This is a genomic window from Acinetobacter defluvii, assembly GCF_001704615.3.
GTDB lineage: Bacteria > Pseudomonadota > Gammaproteobacteria > Pseudomonadales > Moraxellaceae > Acinetobacter > Acinetobacter defluvii.
In genome coordinates this window covers 1218523-1235582 of record NZ_CP029397.2, presented here as the reverse complement: position 1 = coordinate 1235582, position 17060 = coordinate 1218523, and the positions used below count along the sequence as shown (strand labels likewise).

Below are 17060 nucleotides of genomic sequence, written 5' to 3'. Positions count from 1 at the left end.
TAAATAAATTAAAGCTTTGGGCTTAATACTTTTATTTGTTAAACTCAATTATTGTTTCTATATAAATGTTATTACTGAAAAAATGTCTGAAAATTTTGATTTTAATTTGATCTACATAGATGCAATAGGAAAACCTTGTCCTATGCCCCTCTTATTGCTCAAAAAACAACTTAAAAAGTTACAAATTAATCAGGACATTTTGTTAAAAGCGTCAGACCCGCATAGTGAAATTGATATTTTGCGTTATTGTGAGTTGCATCAGTTACGCTGCGAAATGACTCAAATTTCACCACATGAGTTGCATTTTTTAATTAAAACTTAAGTTTCTTGATTTTTAATTCATAAAGATTCAGTATTTTGCGTTAATACTTGTATAATCGAATAAAAGTTTACATTTCTATACCCAATTTTCCTTAATTATAAATGCAAAACCAATTAAGATGAAAGTCATGGTATTACCACTATTATCCTATAAGGAGAACTCATGAGTGACAGCAGCAATCAATTGATGCCCCTGTCCTTATCTGCGCCAGGTGTAAATCTGGGTGCTTATATCAGCACTGTTAACCAAATTCCTATTTTGACAGCCGAACAAGAAAAAGAGTTGGCTGAACGTTATTTTTACGATCAAGATTTAGATGCAGCCAAAATATTAGTGATGTCACACTTACGTTTTGTCGTTCATATTGCCCGTAGTTATGCTGGTTATGGCTTACCTCAAGGTGACCTTATTCAAGAAGGCAACTTGGGCTTAATGAAAGCTGTTAAACGTTTTGACCCGAGTATGGGCGTACGTTTAGTGTCTTTTGCTGTCCACTGGATTAAAGCTGAAATTCACGAATATGTGATTCGTAACTGGCGTATTGTGAAAATCGCAACCACCAAAGCGCAACGTAAACTATTTTTTAATTTACGTAGCTTAAAAAAATCAAGTAAAAAGCTAACTTTAGAAGAAGCAAAATCGATTGCCAATGACTTAAATGTGACGCCTGAACAAGTCTTGGAAATGGAAGGTCGCTTGACGGCTTATGATGCAGCTTTTGAAGCACAAGGGGATGACGATGATGAAGGTTCAACGCATGTTGCACCTGCATTGTATCTTGAAGATAATCGTTATGATCCTGCTCGTTTGGTTGAAGAAGAAGATTACGAAGATCAAAGCACCTCCGCATTACATGATGCAATGGAACAACTGGATGATCGTTCTCGCAACATCTTACAGCGCCGTTGGTTAGATGATGATAAATCTACCTTACATGAGTTAGCTGCTGAATATAACGTTTCTGCAGAACGTATTCGCCAGTTAGAAAAAAATGCGATGGAGAAAATTAAAGTCGCAATGTCATCTAATTAATTCTTATTAAAATAAAAGGGCAACATGCCCTTTTATTTTGTTTGAATTTTATGCGGTTGGCTAACAATGAAGAGCATTTAAAGTTCAATCCGATTTACAAAGTATGTTAAGGTAATGTGCAAATTATTTGGGGTGAGATAGATTATGTGGATCGCAATCTCGGCACTAAATCTTGCTCTTGCTGTTATGTTGGGAGCATTTGGCGCACATGGCTTAAAAGCACGTGCAAATCTAGAACAATTGACTTGGTGGCAAACAGCAACTGACTATTTTTTCTATCATGCTTTAGGTTTACTCGCACTTACGATACTCAGCAAAGTGATTCCTACCCTCCCAATAAAAACCAGTTTTATTCTTATCCAAATTGGGATTTTGTTCTTCTGTGGTTCACTCTATATCATGGCATTGGGCTTACCTCGAATCCTAGGTGCCATCACACCGATTGGTGGCGCACTGATGATCGCAGGTTGGTTAGTTTTGGCGTGGAATGCAGCCAAACATGCAAACTAAACACATCTCTTTGAAATAAAATAGATCTGGATTTATCATGCAAATATTTTTAAATGGCGAAGCTCAACACACTTCTTGTAAAAACCTATTGCAATTGATTCAAGAACTTGAACTTGAAGGCAAACGTTTTGCGGTAGAAAAAAATGAAATGATTATTTCAAAAAGTAAACTTGAGCAAACCCCGATCGCTGATCAAGATCGAATTGAAATTATTCAAGCTGTCGGTGGCGGCTAATTCGGAGCATATCCATGCAAGACTCTCCTCTTATTATCGGTTCTCGTACATTTAATTCTCGCCTGTTGGTTGGAACAGGGAAATATAAAGATTTAAATGAAACTGATTTAGCAATCCAAGCCAGCGGTGCAGAAATCGTGACTGTGGCGATTCGCCGTGTCAATATCGGTCAAAATCCTGACCAACCTAACTTATTATCGGTCATTCCACCTGAAAAATATACCATTTTACCCAATACCGCAGGATGTTTTGATGCCAATAGCGCTGTGCGTACCTGTATGTTAGCACGTGAGCTTCTAGATGGTCATAATCTAGTAAAACTTGAAGTATTGGGTGATGAAAAGACACTTTATCCAAATGTCACTGCAACTTTGAATGCAGCACGAACACTCATTGACGACGGTTTTGAAGTGATGGTTTACACCTCTGATGATCCAATCGTAGCGCAAGAACTGGAAAGTATGGGCTGTGTTGCTATTATGCCTTTGGGTAGTTTGATTGGTTCGGGTTTGGGGATTTTAAACCCGCATACAATTTCCATCATTCAAGAAAATGCGAAAGTGCCTGTCTTAGTTGATGCAGGCGTGGGAACTGCCAGTGACGCAGCGATTGCAATGGAGCTAGGTTGTGATGGTGTACTGATGAATACTGCAATTGCCGCAGCACAAAACCCTATTTTAATGGCATCTGCCATGAAAAAAGCTGTTGAAGCAGGTCGTGAAGCCTATCTTGCGGGGCGTATGCCACGTAAACGTATGGCAAATGCAAGCTCACCTGAAACAGGTTATTTCTTTAAATAAACAGTTAGTTACCTGTTATAAATAAAAAGGCTGTCCAGTTAGCTGAGTTGGGCAGCCTTTTTAATTGGCATGCTAGATTAAGGAATCAAACCTTCATCACGCATCGCAATTTGCACTGATTGGCGTTCTGCAACCAAGTTACGTAGTGCAACGATATTTTTAAATGGTGTTAAATCATGCTGAATTACATTTGACCAATTCGTTAATACAAATAAATAGGCATCTGCGGGACCAAAACGATCATTTACAAGATAATCGAACTCAGACTCCCCCAAATAATCATCGATATATTTCAGCATTTTATCAATCGTTACATAACCACGTTCTTTTTCTTCTTCAGAAACTTGTGGATTAAAAAATACTGCATATTCATCATGTAACTCAGAATTCAAATATCCTAACCATTCTAAAACTTTTGCCCGTCCTAAGCCCGAAGGTGGAATTAGATCTTGTTTTGGGTCATGCTGAGCAATGAATGGAAGAACAGCAACATTCTCAGTCAAAATTAAACCAGGATTAATCTCTAATGCTGGTACATAACCTTTAGGATTAATTTCATAATAATCTGCACCCTTTTCTGTTTGGTGCGTTTTTAAATCAACACGTTCTAAATCAAAATCTACATTAATTTCATTCAATAAAATATGGGCTGCTAAAGAGCACGCACCTGGAGAATAATACAACTTCATATCTAATCCTTGTTATATGGCTGTTTCAGTTTTAAAGGGCTTATATATTAATTTCAAGTTTTAAAACGTGAAAATTGCAAATAAGCGTAAATTTTATAAATTCGGCTACACTTTGAATATTCAGTAAAATGAAGTTTTTTTCAAGTCAAAGTTTAGCGTATTCGACTAAACGCTGTTTTAACATACATTTCTTTAAGCTTGATGAAATAGCTTAATCACAGATGATTAAGATAAGTTGAATGTTATTGTAAAACGATAAATGAGAAAATTTAGCTTTCATTTTATCAGATTGGATATCCTTAAAAATTAACTCTATAAAAATCAAGCATTTTCTTACTTTTATTACATAAAAAACGGCACTCAAAAGTACCGTTTTGGTTTCGCACATTTAAATTAACATGGGCATTTCTTTAAACCGCCTTTTGCCGATGGGTAGCGCGCGTCAACACAATAGCGATAAAACGTTTTTGCATCCATAGCTTCCAAATCAGGATGATGTTTTTGCATGTGTTGCAAATAGTTTTGGTAATCAGGAACACCGACCATTAAACGAAAACTCTGCTGTAACCGCGCCCATAAAGTTGCAATTCGAGACCAATTCTTAGGATTAAAAATAAGATCCTTTTGCGACATAATGGTCATCTTAATGATTTTATAAATCACAGTCTTACCACTTTTAGCAAATTTAAGATTCATAAAAATTCACCTCTCAAGCATTAATGTTTAACGGAAGTGACCACTGTTTCTTCTGGGTCTGCATAAACAGCTGGCGCTTCATTTACAGTGGGTGTCGGACTTGCTAATGCACGCCGAATCACACCAATTGCAGCAATAATCATAATCACAGCCACGATCATAAAGAATGCACAAAGTACCGCATTAATTTGATTGGATAATACAATGGTGTGCATTTCTTCAAGTGTTTTTGCAGGTTTTAAAATCTCACCTTTGGCAATCGCATCAGAGAATTTATTGGCTTGTGCCAAGAAGCCTATTTTTGGATTTTCATGGAAGATTTTTTGCCAACCTGCTGTCATACAGGTAATGATCAAGAAAATGGTTGGGAGAATGGTTACCCACACATATTTTTCCTTTTTCATCTTAAAGAGAATCACTGTACCTAAGGTTAATGCCATTGCCGCAAGCATCTGGTTACCAATACCAAATAAAGGCCACAGACTATTAATCCCACCAAGCGGATCGACCACACCTTGATAAACAAAAAAGCCCCAACCAGCCACTGCAACCGCAGTTCCAAGCATATTACCCACGAAATTATGTGAATTTTTAAGCGCAGGAATAACGATACCAACCGTATCTTGCACCATGAAACGACATGCACGCGTACCTGCATCCACCGCAGTTAAGATAAATAATGCTTCAAATAAAATGGCAAAGTGATACCAAAATGCCATCATTGAACGGTTATTGAAAATTTCCGTGATAATATGTGCCATACCAATGGCGAACGTTGGTGCACCACCAGTACGAGATAAAATTGTACTTTCACCGACTTCTTTAGCAAGTAAACTTAAAGCTTCAGGGGTAACCACAAAACCTAAATTACGCACCGCTTCAGAAGCTGACTCAACTGTAGTACCCAGTACCGCAGCGGGGGCATTGATTGCAAAATACACGCCTGGCTCTAGAACTGTTGCACAGATCATTGCCATAATGGCAACAAAGGATTCCATCAGCATCCCACCATAACCAATGACACGAATATTGACTTCGTTGTCGACCAATTTAGGTGTTGTACCAGATGATACCAATGCATGGAAACCTGAAATTGCACCACAGGCAATGGTAATAAATAAGAATGGGAACATAGAGCCTGCAAAAACAGGACCTGTTCCATCAACAAAATGAGTAACCGATGGCATTTTCAACATCGGCATAGCAACCATAATCCCAACTGCCAAACCTGCAATTACACCGATTTTTAAAAAAGTTGATAAATAATCACGTGGTGCTAACAACAACCATACAGGTAAAACAGAAGCTACAAACCCATAAATGATCAATGCCCAAGTCAATTGAGTGCCGGTCAATGTAAACAATGGTCCCCAATAGGGATGTGCAGCAACATCTCCACCATAAATAATGGCTGCCATCATCAGCACAAAACCGATAATAGATACCTCTGCAATTTTCCCAGGGCGAAGATAACGCATATAAACGCCCATAAATAATGCAATCGGAATCGTTGCTGCAATACTAAACACACCCCAAGGACTATTGGTTAATGCTTTTACCACCACTAATGCCAACACGGCAAGGATAATGATCATTACCCCCAACGCACCAAGCATGACGATAACACCCGCAAATGAGCCGAGCTCTTGTTTTGCCATTTCACCCAATGATCGACCATCTCTTCGAGTTGAAATAAATAAAACCAAGAAATCTTGCACTGCACCAGCAAGAACAACACCCACCAAAAGCCAAATTGTTCCGGGTAAATAGCCCATTTGTGCTGCGAGAATCGGCCCAACCAACGGTCCTGCACCTGCAATCGCTGCAAAATGATGTCCAAACAAGACGTATTTATTGGTTGGAACATAATCCAAGCCATCCGCTAGACGATGTGCGGGCGTTAACCGTCTAGGATTAAGTTCAAAGACTTTATTGGCAATAAATAAACTATAAAATCGGTAAGCAATGCTATACACACAAATTGCAGCTAAAACTAACCAAACTGCATTAACATGCTCTCCCCGACTGACCGCTAAAATTCCAAATGATATTGCGCCTATAATCGCAACAATGACCCAAATCAATTTTGATAAAGGGCTTGATTTTTTCTGAATATTTTCCATGCATACCTCATATCTTAATTACAAAAGCAATTCCCTTGTTTTTTTATTAACATAATGCAGTTCCCTGTGATCCTTTTGTTTTGCTACCCTACTCCTTGAGTCCTTATTTTCATGTACGACTTTGGCATAAAATTGGTTCAAATATATCCATTTCGTATGACCAAGTAATGACGTATATTTTCGAGTGTACCGACTTGCTGATTTGCTGTGTAAATAATTTTCCTTAATTTTGTTAAAATCTCATTTGCCTTAAACGTTCCAAATCAAAAGGGGATGATTTTCATCATCCCCTTTTGATCATAATCTATGATTTAAAGATTATGCGCGCTCTAAATAATCGCCAGTACGCGTATCTACACGAACGCTTTCATCTTGTTGTACGAATAATGGAACACGTACTACAGCACCTGTTTCAAGTTTTGCAGGTTTACCGCCACCACCAGAGGTATCACCACGTACACCTGGATCAGTTTCAACAACTTTTAATACCACAAAGTTTGGTGCGTTTACTGTTAAAGGCACACCATTAAACAACATGATTGTACAAAGCTCATTCGAGTCATCTTTTAACCATTTTGCTGCATCACCCATTGCAACTTTGTCAGCTGCAATTTGTTCAAATGATACTGGATCCATGAAGTTCCACATTTCACCATCATTGTATAAGTAGTTCATTTCTACTTCAACAATATCAGCCGCTTCTAATGAATCACCAGATTTAAAAGTTTTTTCTAAAACTTTGCCAGAACGCAGGTTACGCAATTTTACACGGTTAAACGCTTGACCTTTACCTGGTTTAACGTATTCATTTTCCATGATTGAACATGGGTTGCCATCAAGCATAACTTTTAAGCCTTGCTTAAAGTCATTTGTAGAATAATAGGCCATGAAAGGCTCACTCCAAACTTAAATCTTTAATTTATTCATGTAGTCTAGCCATGCTAGAAAACCTATAACAACGAAAATAAGTGCCAAACAAAAGTTAACATTGTCATTTTAGAATATTCTAAATGAGCATGGACTGATGAAGCAATGTAAAATTCTTCAGTAATCTAGCAAAACTGACTGATCATCACGCATACAGATAAAACAAATGTAGTTTATCCTTGGTCTAGATCAAGGTAAGATCAGCAGTTATCCAATGTAAGATTTTCAATGACACTTTAAATCGTTAAGTTTTACATCATTTTCAGGGTTTAAATACAGCTTTAGCTTTTACAGCTGTGATTAACCCTAAACTCTCTCAATTAGTACGTGGCATGATAAACTATTTATATCAAGAGCAAAACTGGCAAACTCAACTGAGTCAACTAATTACTGACCCACATGAGCTGCTTGATATTTTACAACTTCCCCCTGAGCAATTGTTATCTGGCGCAATTTTAGCCAGTGCCGAGTTTAAACTGCGTGTACCACGCGCCTTTGTTGCAAAAATGCAAAAAGGTAATCCTTTAGATCCGTTATTGTTACAGGTATTGCCTCATCACTTAGAACTTGAAGAACATACAGGCTTTGTCACTGACCCTTTAGGTGAGGAAGCTGCCAACCAACTTGCGGGTGTATTACATAAATATAAATCACGTTTTCTCCTAACCTTGACAGGCGCATGTGCAGTTCATTGTCGCTATTGCTTCCGCCGTCATTTTCCTTATCAAGAAAATTTGCCCAAAAATGAAGATTGGCTCCCGATTAAAAACTATTTATTACAACACCCTGAAATCAATGAAGTGATTTTAAGTGGCGGTGATCCCCTAACTTTATCTAATCGTAAATTAGCGGTATGGATTGAGCGGCTTGAATCTTTAGAACAAATTAAAATTTTAAGAATTCACTCACGCGTTCCGATTGTGATTCCTGAAAGAATCGATGAAGAGTTGACTTATTTATTGAAAAACAGCCGGCTACGTGTCATTCTAGTAGTACATGCAAATCATGCTGCAGAGCTTGACGATACCACCTGTACAAAACTTTCAACTTTGATTCAAGCACAAGTTTTAGTGTTAAACCAGTCGGTTTTACTTAAAGGTGTGAATGATTCCGCTGAAGTTTTGGTTGAACTGAGTCAACGCTTGTTTGAAGCAGGAGTATTGCCTTATTATTTGCATGTGTTAGATAAAGTTAAAGGTGCTCATCACTTTGATTTATCAGCAAATGTGACTAACCAAATTTATACAGATCTCCTTGCCAATCTACCAGGATATTTAGTGCCAAAATTAGTTAGAGAGATTGCGGGAGAAAAAAATAAAACACCACTGTATGGGGCTGTAACTTTTTAAAATTCTTTAAATGAGTTTAATATAAATATGATAATTAAGGAAATTTCTAATATTTTCCATGCTTCTACGGTTTTAAATCGTGAACAGTTGAGTTTCTCTGCTGCGTCAGTTGAAGCTTTACATCAATGGGTGTCAAGTTTATCTATTATGAAGCTTGGGGATAGCTCTGAAGCATTATTAAATGCGATGTATGAAGTTGCAGCCTTAAATTGTAGTGAAACATTGCGCTTTGATTTGCTGCAAGTCTTACATCCAAGTATTGAAAATGTACTAATTGGATTGGAAAAATATTTTCTAGATCAAGGCTTATCGCACTCTGATCGTAACGAACATATTATTGAACTTACCACCTTGATGCGTGCATATTTTGCCAAAATTTATATAGATATTGCGCATCGTAGTTCTCAACACTTGGCTCAGCATAAGTATGCGATTTTAAAATTTGCTCAGAATCGTAGTTTTAAAACAGCAAGAATTTTATCTAGTTACTATGCCTTACAACAGTTAGGCTTGCTATTAACGCAACAACAAATGCTGTATAGCCAAGCACTTCCTCACCAATGGCAAAATATTCACCATTTATATGAATTAGCCGCAAAAAATGATGAGTTATTAATTAATGTCAACCAATTACAGGGGACGCATTACCCTGTTCAAAATATTCTGCAAGCCTATGCACAAGTCTTACTATTGGATATTTTTAATACACATCAAATTCGCCCGAATGAAATTCAAGCACTGTATCAATGTAGTCTAGACTGGGCAAAGCTTACACAAATCTTACCGAGAGAAAGCTCGCTTTCTCGTTATATTGTAGATAGTAGTAAAGATCACGCCCCCATTTATAATCGTAAACATCAGGAAGATTTTAAACCAAACGTGTTCATTTCAACACAGCAGTTGCTTGAACATATCAATGATACTATTCAAAATGAATCCGCTTATTTATCTAGCAATGAAAAGGATCATTTGTCTTCAGCGCTAAAATTTCATGTACAAAATGTGTTAGGGACCCATTCTGAACGTCAATATGAACGTTATGAATATTCAGCTCAACTGCAAATTTGCTTTACCTTGCAGACAGCACATTTTTATTTATCAAATGCCAAAAACTTTGATGAAACTTTACAAATCAGTCAAAACTTTGGTTTTAGATCTGAAACCAATGTCCAAAGTAGCATAGCCAACAGTAGTCATGATGCAACACAAATCCAAAAAATTAAGCAAATTGATCGTGAAATAAAACAAATTTACCAAACCCAAGTTTTAGATATTAGTATCAACGGTTATCGTATTCATTGGTCTGGCGAAGCACCAAAAAATTTACGCACAGGTGAGTTGGTTCTCGTGAGTGAAACCTTACAGAATAAATGGAAATGTGCAGTAATTCGCTGGATTAAGCAAACTGTAAATAAAAGCTATGAAGTCGGGATTGAAATTTTATCGCAAGATATTTATCCATGTGCCATAAAAGTGCCCTCTGAGATCAGTAGTTTTAGTTATCAGCCTTGTTTATTGGTTCAAACTGAACAAGATGAACACAGTAAACTGTCTTTAATTTTACCTAATCTTCCTAACTTTAAAGAACAACAAGCGTTGTACTTACGCTTTAATCACCAAGAAATTAAGGTCTATTTGTTAAAATCACTTTTTATTACTCAAAGTTTTGTACAATTTGATTTTGAATTGCTCAATGATGAGGAACAATTGTTAATAGATCAATTTATCCAACAACAATTAAATGATTTAAATCATCATGACTTATGGGACACTTTAAAGTGAGAAATTTATTATTATCCAAGAAGTTAAAACTCTCTGAAACACGAGTATTGATTATTGATGATAATCAAATTCGATATAATGCACTCATGGAGTTATTTCAAAGTAATGACCATTTAGCACAAGGCTTATTACTTGATGATTTAAAAAGTTTTGAAAAACAATTAAACACCTCATGGGATTTGATCATTTTTGGTCGTGCGTATGACTTAAAAATGGAGCAAGCCGTCACTTTAATTCAAGCCTCTGAACAAGTAAACATTCCTGTCATTTTAATTCGTCCCACAGAATATAAACCTGAACAATATGAGTATTTTATTCATAAGGGTATATATGACATTATTGATTTAACAGAACCAGAGCGTTGCTATATCAGTTTAGTGCGCGCTTTATCCTATAGTCGCACCCTACAATCAAAACAACGCTTATTGCAAGACTTAGAAAGTGCTAAGACTCAAGCACAAAGCTTAGTCGAAGAACAGCATAAAGCCAGTGCTCTAATTGAAGAGGGTATTCACACACAAGCCAATCCTGAATATTTACAACTGTTTGGAATAAGTAGTGAAGACGATATTATTGGCTTACCTGTCTTAGATATTTTACAACCCGAAGACTTGAATGATTTTAAAAATCGCTTCAAGAAAATTTCTCAAGGACAATTTGATTATGGTCGTTTTGATATTAAAACACGCAATCAAAATGCACAAAGCAAAAATCCTTTAAAAATTGAGTTTTTACCAGGTTTAGAAGAGGACTCTTTACATCTTACCATTGAGATGGCTTCAGCAAAGGCGAAAGTCAATGGTCATGATACTTCTTCTTCAACCACTGCCGTTTTTGCACAAATTAACCGTGCAATGATTAACCAACCTGCTAAAGCCAATGCTTTAATTGTATTTAGTTTAGCCCAATGCCCAAATGAAATTTTCAATCTTACATGGCAAGATACTTTAAAATATTTTGAAGGCATTCAGCTATTTATCAAAGAACAGACCAATCAAAATGTATTGACTATTGATACAGGGGTGTATGGTATTTTATTACAGGCAGGTTCTGAATCGCTGCTAGAATCCCGTATTTCCAATTTAAATGTCTTACAAAAACCACAATTACTTGAAATCAACCAAAAAAACTATAGTTTTCATGTAAAAATTGGATATGCTTCTATCCAAACAGAACATTTCAATGAAGCATATTTTTCAGCGTTAGTGAGTCAAGCCTATAATTCTCGTTTATCAACTCAACAATCTGAATCAGATTTGCAGATGAGTGCATCGTTACAAGAAACACAAATTGAATTAGCACCGCTTAAACTTGAAGAAATTCGTCTTGAAGATGTACCGTCACAAAGCGTTTCGGCTCTTGAAAATACGAAACTTACACTAGAAGCTCAAGCAGAGCCAACGCCAAGTATTCATATACCAACAGCAGCTTCAGTTGAAGAAAAGAGTGTACCTGCTGCAGTACAGCTGACAGATTCCCCAATTTTACGTCAAATTACTGAAAAATTAGAACAAGGTGAAATCCGGATCAAGTATCAACAACTCTATGATAAACAAGATACAAATCTTTATACTTATGAGGTCACCAGTGGTTTCATTTATGAAAACCAATGGAAAACTATCAGCAATTTAGTTGAACTTGATGATGATATTGAACTTTCAATTAAATTAGACCGTTGGATTTTGGTAGAAGCCTGTAAACAATTACATAATTTTATTCATCAATACCCTGCTGCAAAAATTGTCGTTAACTTAAATCGTCATGTTTTATTTCATGACAAACAATTCCCCGAACTTATTTCTAAACTCATTACGATTGTGGGAAGTCGAGCGACACATCCAATTATTTTGCAATTTGATGAAGAAGATATTGCCAAAAATATCCTTGAGGCACAAAAACATATCTCAACTTTACGTGAATATGGTGCTGATATTGCAATCCGTCGATTCGGTTCAACGATATCTAGTGAAACAATTTTAAAACAAAGTGATATTACTCATCTAACTTTAGATGAAAAATATACTCACATGTTAGCCAAAGATACGACTTTGCAAAGTTTACAAGAGATGATCCAAAAATATATGGAAATCAAACCTGTAGAGTTTTTATTAATCCACCTTGATGATATGAATGCTTTTGCAAATGCATGGAATGTTGATGCACGTTTCTTACAAGGAGACTATTTCCAAAAGAAACTTGATCAATTAACAGATGTACAAGATCAATAATTTGTATAGCGCAGGGCTGATTTGAATCAGCCTTTTATTTACTTTCACTTTTACATAGACATAAAAAAACGGGCAAAATGCCCGTTTTTTTGGTTTTGCGTATTAACGTTTTATAGAACGTGACATACCTGCAAAACGTTGTTTGAACTTGTCGATACGACCACCAGTATCTACATTTTTTTGCTTACCAGTGTAGAAAGGGTGGCAAGCTGAACATACGTCTAGATAAATCGTTTCTTTACCTAAAGCAGAACGTGTTTCGATCACGTTACCACATGAACAAGTTGCAACTAATTTTTCGTATTTTGGGTGAATATCGGCACGCATGGTCGATTCTCCTAAGTTAAGAAAGGTTTTGCTGTCATCGCAATTAACCACTCTCAGTAACACTGAGGCCAGGTTGAATTTAAAAAAATCAACAGGTTAACACCATAACAGACCATTTCTTTTGAGCCCACCGAGACTATAAGTGTCAGAGCTAAGCACAACAAGTGGACGTTATTATACAGCAGTTTTATAAATATGCGAATAAAATTACCAACCTGTTTCTTGTTCAGCTTCAGATGTATTTCGCTTAGACCAATAATTCGCAATTATTCCACAGACCATTAACTGGATCTGATGAAAAATCATAATGGGTAAAACAATCATCCCAATAGGTTGCCCAATAAATAATATCTGTGCCATCGGCACACCGCTTGCGAGTGTTTTCTTAGAACCACAGAAGAAAATTGCGATCTGATCTGGCTTATTAAAACCTAGCCATTTTGGAATATACAAAGCCAGCAGCATAATAATGGTTAAAAATACTGAACATGCCAAGGTCAAATAAAATAAGGTCGTCCAACTCACTTGATGCCATAATCCAGCCACCACTGCCCCACTGAATGCGCCATAAACCACCATCAAAATGGTCCCTTGGTCAAATGTTTTGACAATACTTGGGACTTTCTTCATCCACGGAAACACATAAGGACGCAATAATTGCCCTGCAATAAATGGCACTAAAAGCAATAAAGTAATTTCGATAATTGAAGAAGTTGGGTCATAGTCATGTTTAGATTGACCAAAAATAAACAAACTCACTAAAATCGGGGTAATAAACATCCCGATCAAGTTAGAAAATGATGCACTACACACGGCTGCTGCGACATTCCCTTTGGCAACAGATGTAAAAGCAATAGATGACTGTACTGTCGATGGCAAGAAGCACATAAACAAGAAACCCCAATATAGCTCTTGCCCAAGTACAGGGAGCAATACGGGCTTAGCCAATAAACCAATGATTGGAAAAACTGCAAAGGTAAATGCAAAAACTACTGCATGTAATCGCCAATGCAATACCCCTTCGATAATCGCTTCTCTTGATAGCTTTGCACCATGCAAAAAGAATAAAACTGCAATTGCAATCGTGGTAATTTTGCTAAAAATATCCGCAGCTTGCCCATGAACAGGTAGAAAGGTCGCTAAAATCACCATCACAATCAATAGAATAGTAAAGCGGTCTAATGCCAATATTTTTAGTATATTCATCTGAAACATCCTATGTTTATAGCGAAATTTAAGCTGATAAAAAAGCTCAGCAGGATAAATTTACTTAGAGGTAAATTTTGATCTTACTGAGCTTTTTCAATAAAACGAACATTTTCTTGAAAATGTTCACTATTTCATTTGGCTATATCATGCACAAAAATTAATTATTTCGTGCATTTACATCTTGCTGAATCAATTCAATTTTATAACCATCTGGATCTTCTACAAAGGCAATCACAGTCACACCACCTTTCATCGGACCTGCTTCACGCACAACATTGCCGCCTCGTGCTTTGATTTCTTCACACGCTTTATAAGCATCGTCTACTGCAATCGCAATATGTCCATAAGCATTGCCCAACTCATAACTTGAAGTATCCCAGTTATGAGTAAGCTCTAATACGGTATGATTTGCTTCATCGCCATAACCCACAAAAGCCAAAGTAAAACGACCTTCTTCATAGTCACGTTTACGAAGTAAAGTCATTCCAAGCACTTCCGTATAAAACTTTAATGACTGTTCTAGATTACCTACACGTAACATGGTATGCAGCATGCGCATATAATTCACCTTTTAATTTGGAGAAGAATTTTGATGTTCTCGTAGCAATTTTGCGACCCAAACCACCAAAATCAAAATTGGAATACCAATAAATGTGGTCATCAAAAAGAATTTTGGATAACCGATATTGCTCACAATAGTACCTGAATATCCCCCTAAAATCTTAGGTGTAAGCGTCATCAAAGAACTAAAGATTGCATATTGCACAGCCGTAAAGGATACGCTAGTTAAACTAGATAAGAATGCAATGAATGCTGCGCCTGCTAAACCTGAAGCCATATTATCGACAATAATCGCAAAATATAACCAACCTGAGCTATAGGGTTCGATCAGTTTACCTTTAATTTCAATGGTATCATCTGAATTATTTACTTTAACTGCTTGGATCGGATCGACATCTATAGCCAACGTATTTTTTTTATCAGCAATTTGATAGCGCATTTGAGTCATTATTTTTTGATTTTCTTGATTAAAACTCACTATCGCAGTAATTGTTTTAGTTGAGGCATTTTGCAAAGTTTGTCCATCAATTGAACCTGTGAATATCCCAGCTTTGTCCAATTTTGCAGGGAATTCTTTACCGTCCAGTTTCAAAATAATAGGTTGCTCTGTGCTTAATTGATTTTCATTTACACCTACCAGTTGTCCTTTTACCACCACATTTTGCTTTAACTCTGCCTTAGAGAGAGTGTTGTCACTACTGATCGGTAGCAGTTGAATTTGGGCTGTGCCATTCTCCTGTAAATAGGGCATCATCGCAGCAACACGTTCCGATTGGTCTTGATATTGTGAACTAATTTTTAATGTAGATGCAGCTGCTAAAGCTTGGTTTGGTACTTGAACTTTCCAATAGCCTACTTCATCAGGTGTAGCCTGAAATTGTTGCTGTCCCACTTGTACAGTGACTTGATCCATGGGTTTACCAGAATTGACCAAACCAATAAAAATCAAATTGGTCGAACTCGCTAAAACCGCACCGACAAACATCAACTTCATAATATTCATGCGTTGAGCGAGTAAACCACCGAGAAAACCACCAACTAAGCTAAAAATTACCCCGTAAATTTTAACTGCTTCAGCAATTTGCTCTTTGGTAAAATTGAGGTCTTGATAATAAACATTAGAAATCACACCTGCAATGATGTCAGAAATACGATAAAAACCAATCAGCAATAACAAAACAAGGGCAAGTTTAACGCCATAACGTTTAAAGAAATCTGCAATGGGATTAACCCAAGTTTCATATGCCATTTGTTGATTTACAGCACCCATTTGGATGAGTACATACGCAGCAAAGACAGCAACAGCACCTGACCCAATGAAGCGCACAGCTTCCACACAAAACAGTAAGAAGCTGTCTTGAATAGTGAATTGTTCAATTAAAGCAGATGTAAGCCAGCCTGATAAAATATAACTGGCTACAAAGCTACTGACAGCAACAAAAAAAACGGCAACCAAACGGAAATAATCTGTACGTTGATAGTCTTTATGTACACGATTGACTTGTGGTTCTCGAATGCTCAATGTGGTCACGATTCCCACACACATCACCGCAGCCATCGCTAAATAAGTATATTTCCACGCCTGATAAATATAATTGCCTTTGGCTGTACCCAATTTAGCCGCTAAAAATAATGCCCCAGCTCCTGCAATGATCATCCCAATGCGATAACCTGCATTATACGTTGACGCCAAAACTGTTTGCATTTCTGTTTCAGCCAACTCAATCCGATAAGCATCAATGACAATATCTTGTGTTGCTGCAGAGAAACCCAGTAGAACAGCACCTGCTGCCATTTGATATAAATAACTTTGCCCTAGAGCAGGATCAGAAAAAGCCATGATACAAATGGCACAAATAATCAAAATTTGTGCCATCAATAACCAAGCCCGTCTACGTCCTAGCTTTTTGGTCAGTACAGGTAGTGGGATTTCGTCAATTAAAGGTGCCCAAACAAATTTAAATGAATAGCCCAACGCAGCCCAACTAAAAAAAGTCACTGCACTTTTATCAATGCCTGCCTCACCTAACCACAAGGACAAACTTGAAAAGATCAGTAGAATCGGAATCCCTGCGGAAAAACCAAGGAATAACATGATCAAAGCACGGCGATCTAAAAATGCTTGGAAGGCAGATTTCCAGCCTGTTTTTTGCTCAGGCAATTGAGCTGAGTTTTGCGTAGACATTCGGTTGTTATTTTCTGCAAAATGAAATAATGCTATTCAACCGCTTAATGCAAATGGTTTCAATCACTTTTATGAAACCAAGCTG

General features: G+C 36.9%; 16 protein-coding genes. 8 read left to right on the top strand and 8 right to left on the bottom strand.

What is annotated here, in order from left to right; translation table 11 throughout:
- The first annotated feature begins 82 nt into the window (after positions 1–82).
- From DJ533_RS08165 to DJ533_RS08145, 5 genes are all read left to right on the top strand, one after another.
- Positions 83–322, top strand: a complete 240-nt coding sequence (locus DJ533_RS08165) for a sulfurtransferase TusA family protein (protein WP_065991942.1) — start codon at positions 83–85, stop codon at positions 320–322.
- Positions 323–484: 162 nt separating this feature from the next.
- Entirely contained in the window at positions 485–1354 is an 870-nt protein-coding gene (rpoH, locus tag DJ533_RS08160; protein ID WP_065991941.1) for an RNA polymerase sigma factor RpoH, read from the top strand.
- Between the two features lie 144 nt (positions 1355–1498).
- Entirely contained in the window at positions 1499–1864 is a 366-nt protein-coding gene (locus DJ533_RS08155; protein ID WP_065991939.1) for a DUF423 domain-containing protein, read from the top strand.
- A 37-nt stretch (positions 1865–1901) separates the two neighbouring features.
- Complete coding sequence (gene thiS / locus DJ533_RS08150; RefSeq protein WP_065991937.1) at positions 1902–2099, top strand: sulfur carrier protein ThiS; 198 nt, start codon at positions 1902–1904, stop codon at positions 2097–2099.
- Positions 2100–2113: 14 nt separating this feature from the next.
- Positions 2114–2899: a thiazole synthase gene (locus DJ533_RS08145; protein ID WP_065991935.1), complete on the top strand. Its 786-nt coding sequence runs from the start codon at positions 2114–2116 to the stop codon at positions 2897–2899.
- Positions 2900–2976: 77 nt separating this feature from the next.
- Here the strand turns inward: DJ533_RS08145 and DJ533_RS08140 are convergent, their stop codons facing one another.
- The 4 genes from DJ533_RS08140 to efp all read right to left on the bottom strand — a co-directional run bounded on the left by DJ533_RS08140 (position 2977) and on the right by efp (position 7295).
- Positions 2977–3588, bottom strand: a complete 612-nt coding sequence (locus DJ533_RS08140; RefSeq protein ID WP_065991933.1) for a glutathione binding-like protein — start codon at positions 3586–3588, stop codon at positions 2977–2979.
- A gap of 393 nt (positions 3589–3981) precedes the next feature.
- Positions 3982–4284: a YbdD/YjiX family protein gene (locus DJ533_RS08135; RefSeq protein WP_065991931.1), complete on the bottom strand. Its 303-nt coding sequence runs from the start codon at positions 4282–4284 to the stop codon at positions 3982–3984.
- Between the two features lie 20 nt (positions 4285–4304).
- On the bottom strand, positions 4305–6407 hold the full coding sequence (locus DJ533_RS08130; protein WP_065991929.1) for a carbon starvation CstA family protein: 2103 nt from the start codon (positions 6405–6407) through the stop codon (positions 4305–4307).
- Positions 6408–6725: 318 nt separating this feature from the next.
- Entirely contained in the window at positions 6726–7295 is a 570-nt protein-coding gene (efp, locus tag DJ533_RS08125) for an elongation factor P (protein WP_065991924.1), read from the bottom strand.
- Between the two features lie 371 nt (positions 7296–7666).
- Here efp and epmB point away from each other — a divergent pair, with 371 nt between their 5' ends.
- From epmB to DJ533_RS08110, 3 genes are read left to right on the top strand one after another with little or no spacing between them, the layout of a single operon-like run.
- On the top strand, positions 7667–8683 hold the full coding sequence (gene epmB / locus DJ533_RS08120; protein WP_065991923.1) for an EF-P beta-lysylation protein EpmB: 1017 nt from the start codon (positions 7667–7669) through the stop codon (positions 8681–8683).
- A gap of 27 nt (positions 8684–8710) precedes the next feature.
- Positions 8711–10465, top strand: coding sequence for a GTPase (locus DJ533_RS08115; RefSeq protein WP_065991922.1), 1755 nt, complete (start codon positions 8711–8713; stop codon positions 10463–10465).
- Complete coding sequence (locus tag DJ533_RS08110) at positions 10447–12693, top strand: EAL domain-containing protein (RefSeq protein WP_065991921.1); 2247 nt, start codon at positions 10447–10449, stop codon at positions 12691–12693. The genes DJ533_RS08115 and DJ533_RS08110 overlap by 19 nt, the downstream gene beginning before the upstream one ends.
- 102 nt (positions 12694–12795) lie before the next feature.
- Here DJ533_RS08110 and rpmE read toward each other — a convergent pair whose 3' ends face one another.
- From rpmE to DJ533_RS08090, 4 genes are all read right to left on the bottom strand, one after another.
- The gene (gene rpmE / locus DJ533_RS08105; protein WP_001200845.1) at positions 12796–13020 is read right to left on the bottom strand and encodes a 50S ribosomal protein L31; all 225 of its coding nucleotides are present in this window, start codon (positions 13018–13020) and stop codon (positions 12796–12798) included.
- 207 nt (positions 13021–13227) lie between these two features.
- The gene (locus DJ533_RS08100; protein WP_065991919.1) at positions 13228–14226 is read right to left on the bottom strand and encodes a bile acid:sodium symporter family protein; all 999 of its coding nucleotides are present in this window, start codon (positions 14224–14226) and stop codon (positions 13228–13230) included.
- 160 nt (positions 14227–14386) lie between these two features.
- Positions 14387–14788 carry a lactoylglutathione lyase gene (gloA, locus tag DJ533_RS08095; RefSeq protein WP_065991918.1) on the bottom strand — a complete coding sequence of 134 codons (402 nt, stop codon included), beginning with the start codon at positions 14786–14788 and terminating at the stop codon, positions 14387–14389.
- 12 nt (positions 14789–14800) lie between these two features.
- Positions 14801–16975 carry an AmpG family muropeptide MFS transporter gene (locus tag DJ533_RS08090; RefSeq protein ID WP_065991917.1) on the bottom strand — a complete coding sequence of 725 codons (2175 nt, stop codon included), beginning with the start codon at positions 16973–16975 and terminating at the stop codon, positions 14801–14803.
- Positions 16976–17060 lie beyond the last annotated feature (85 nt).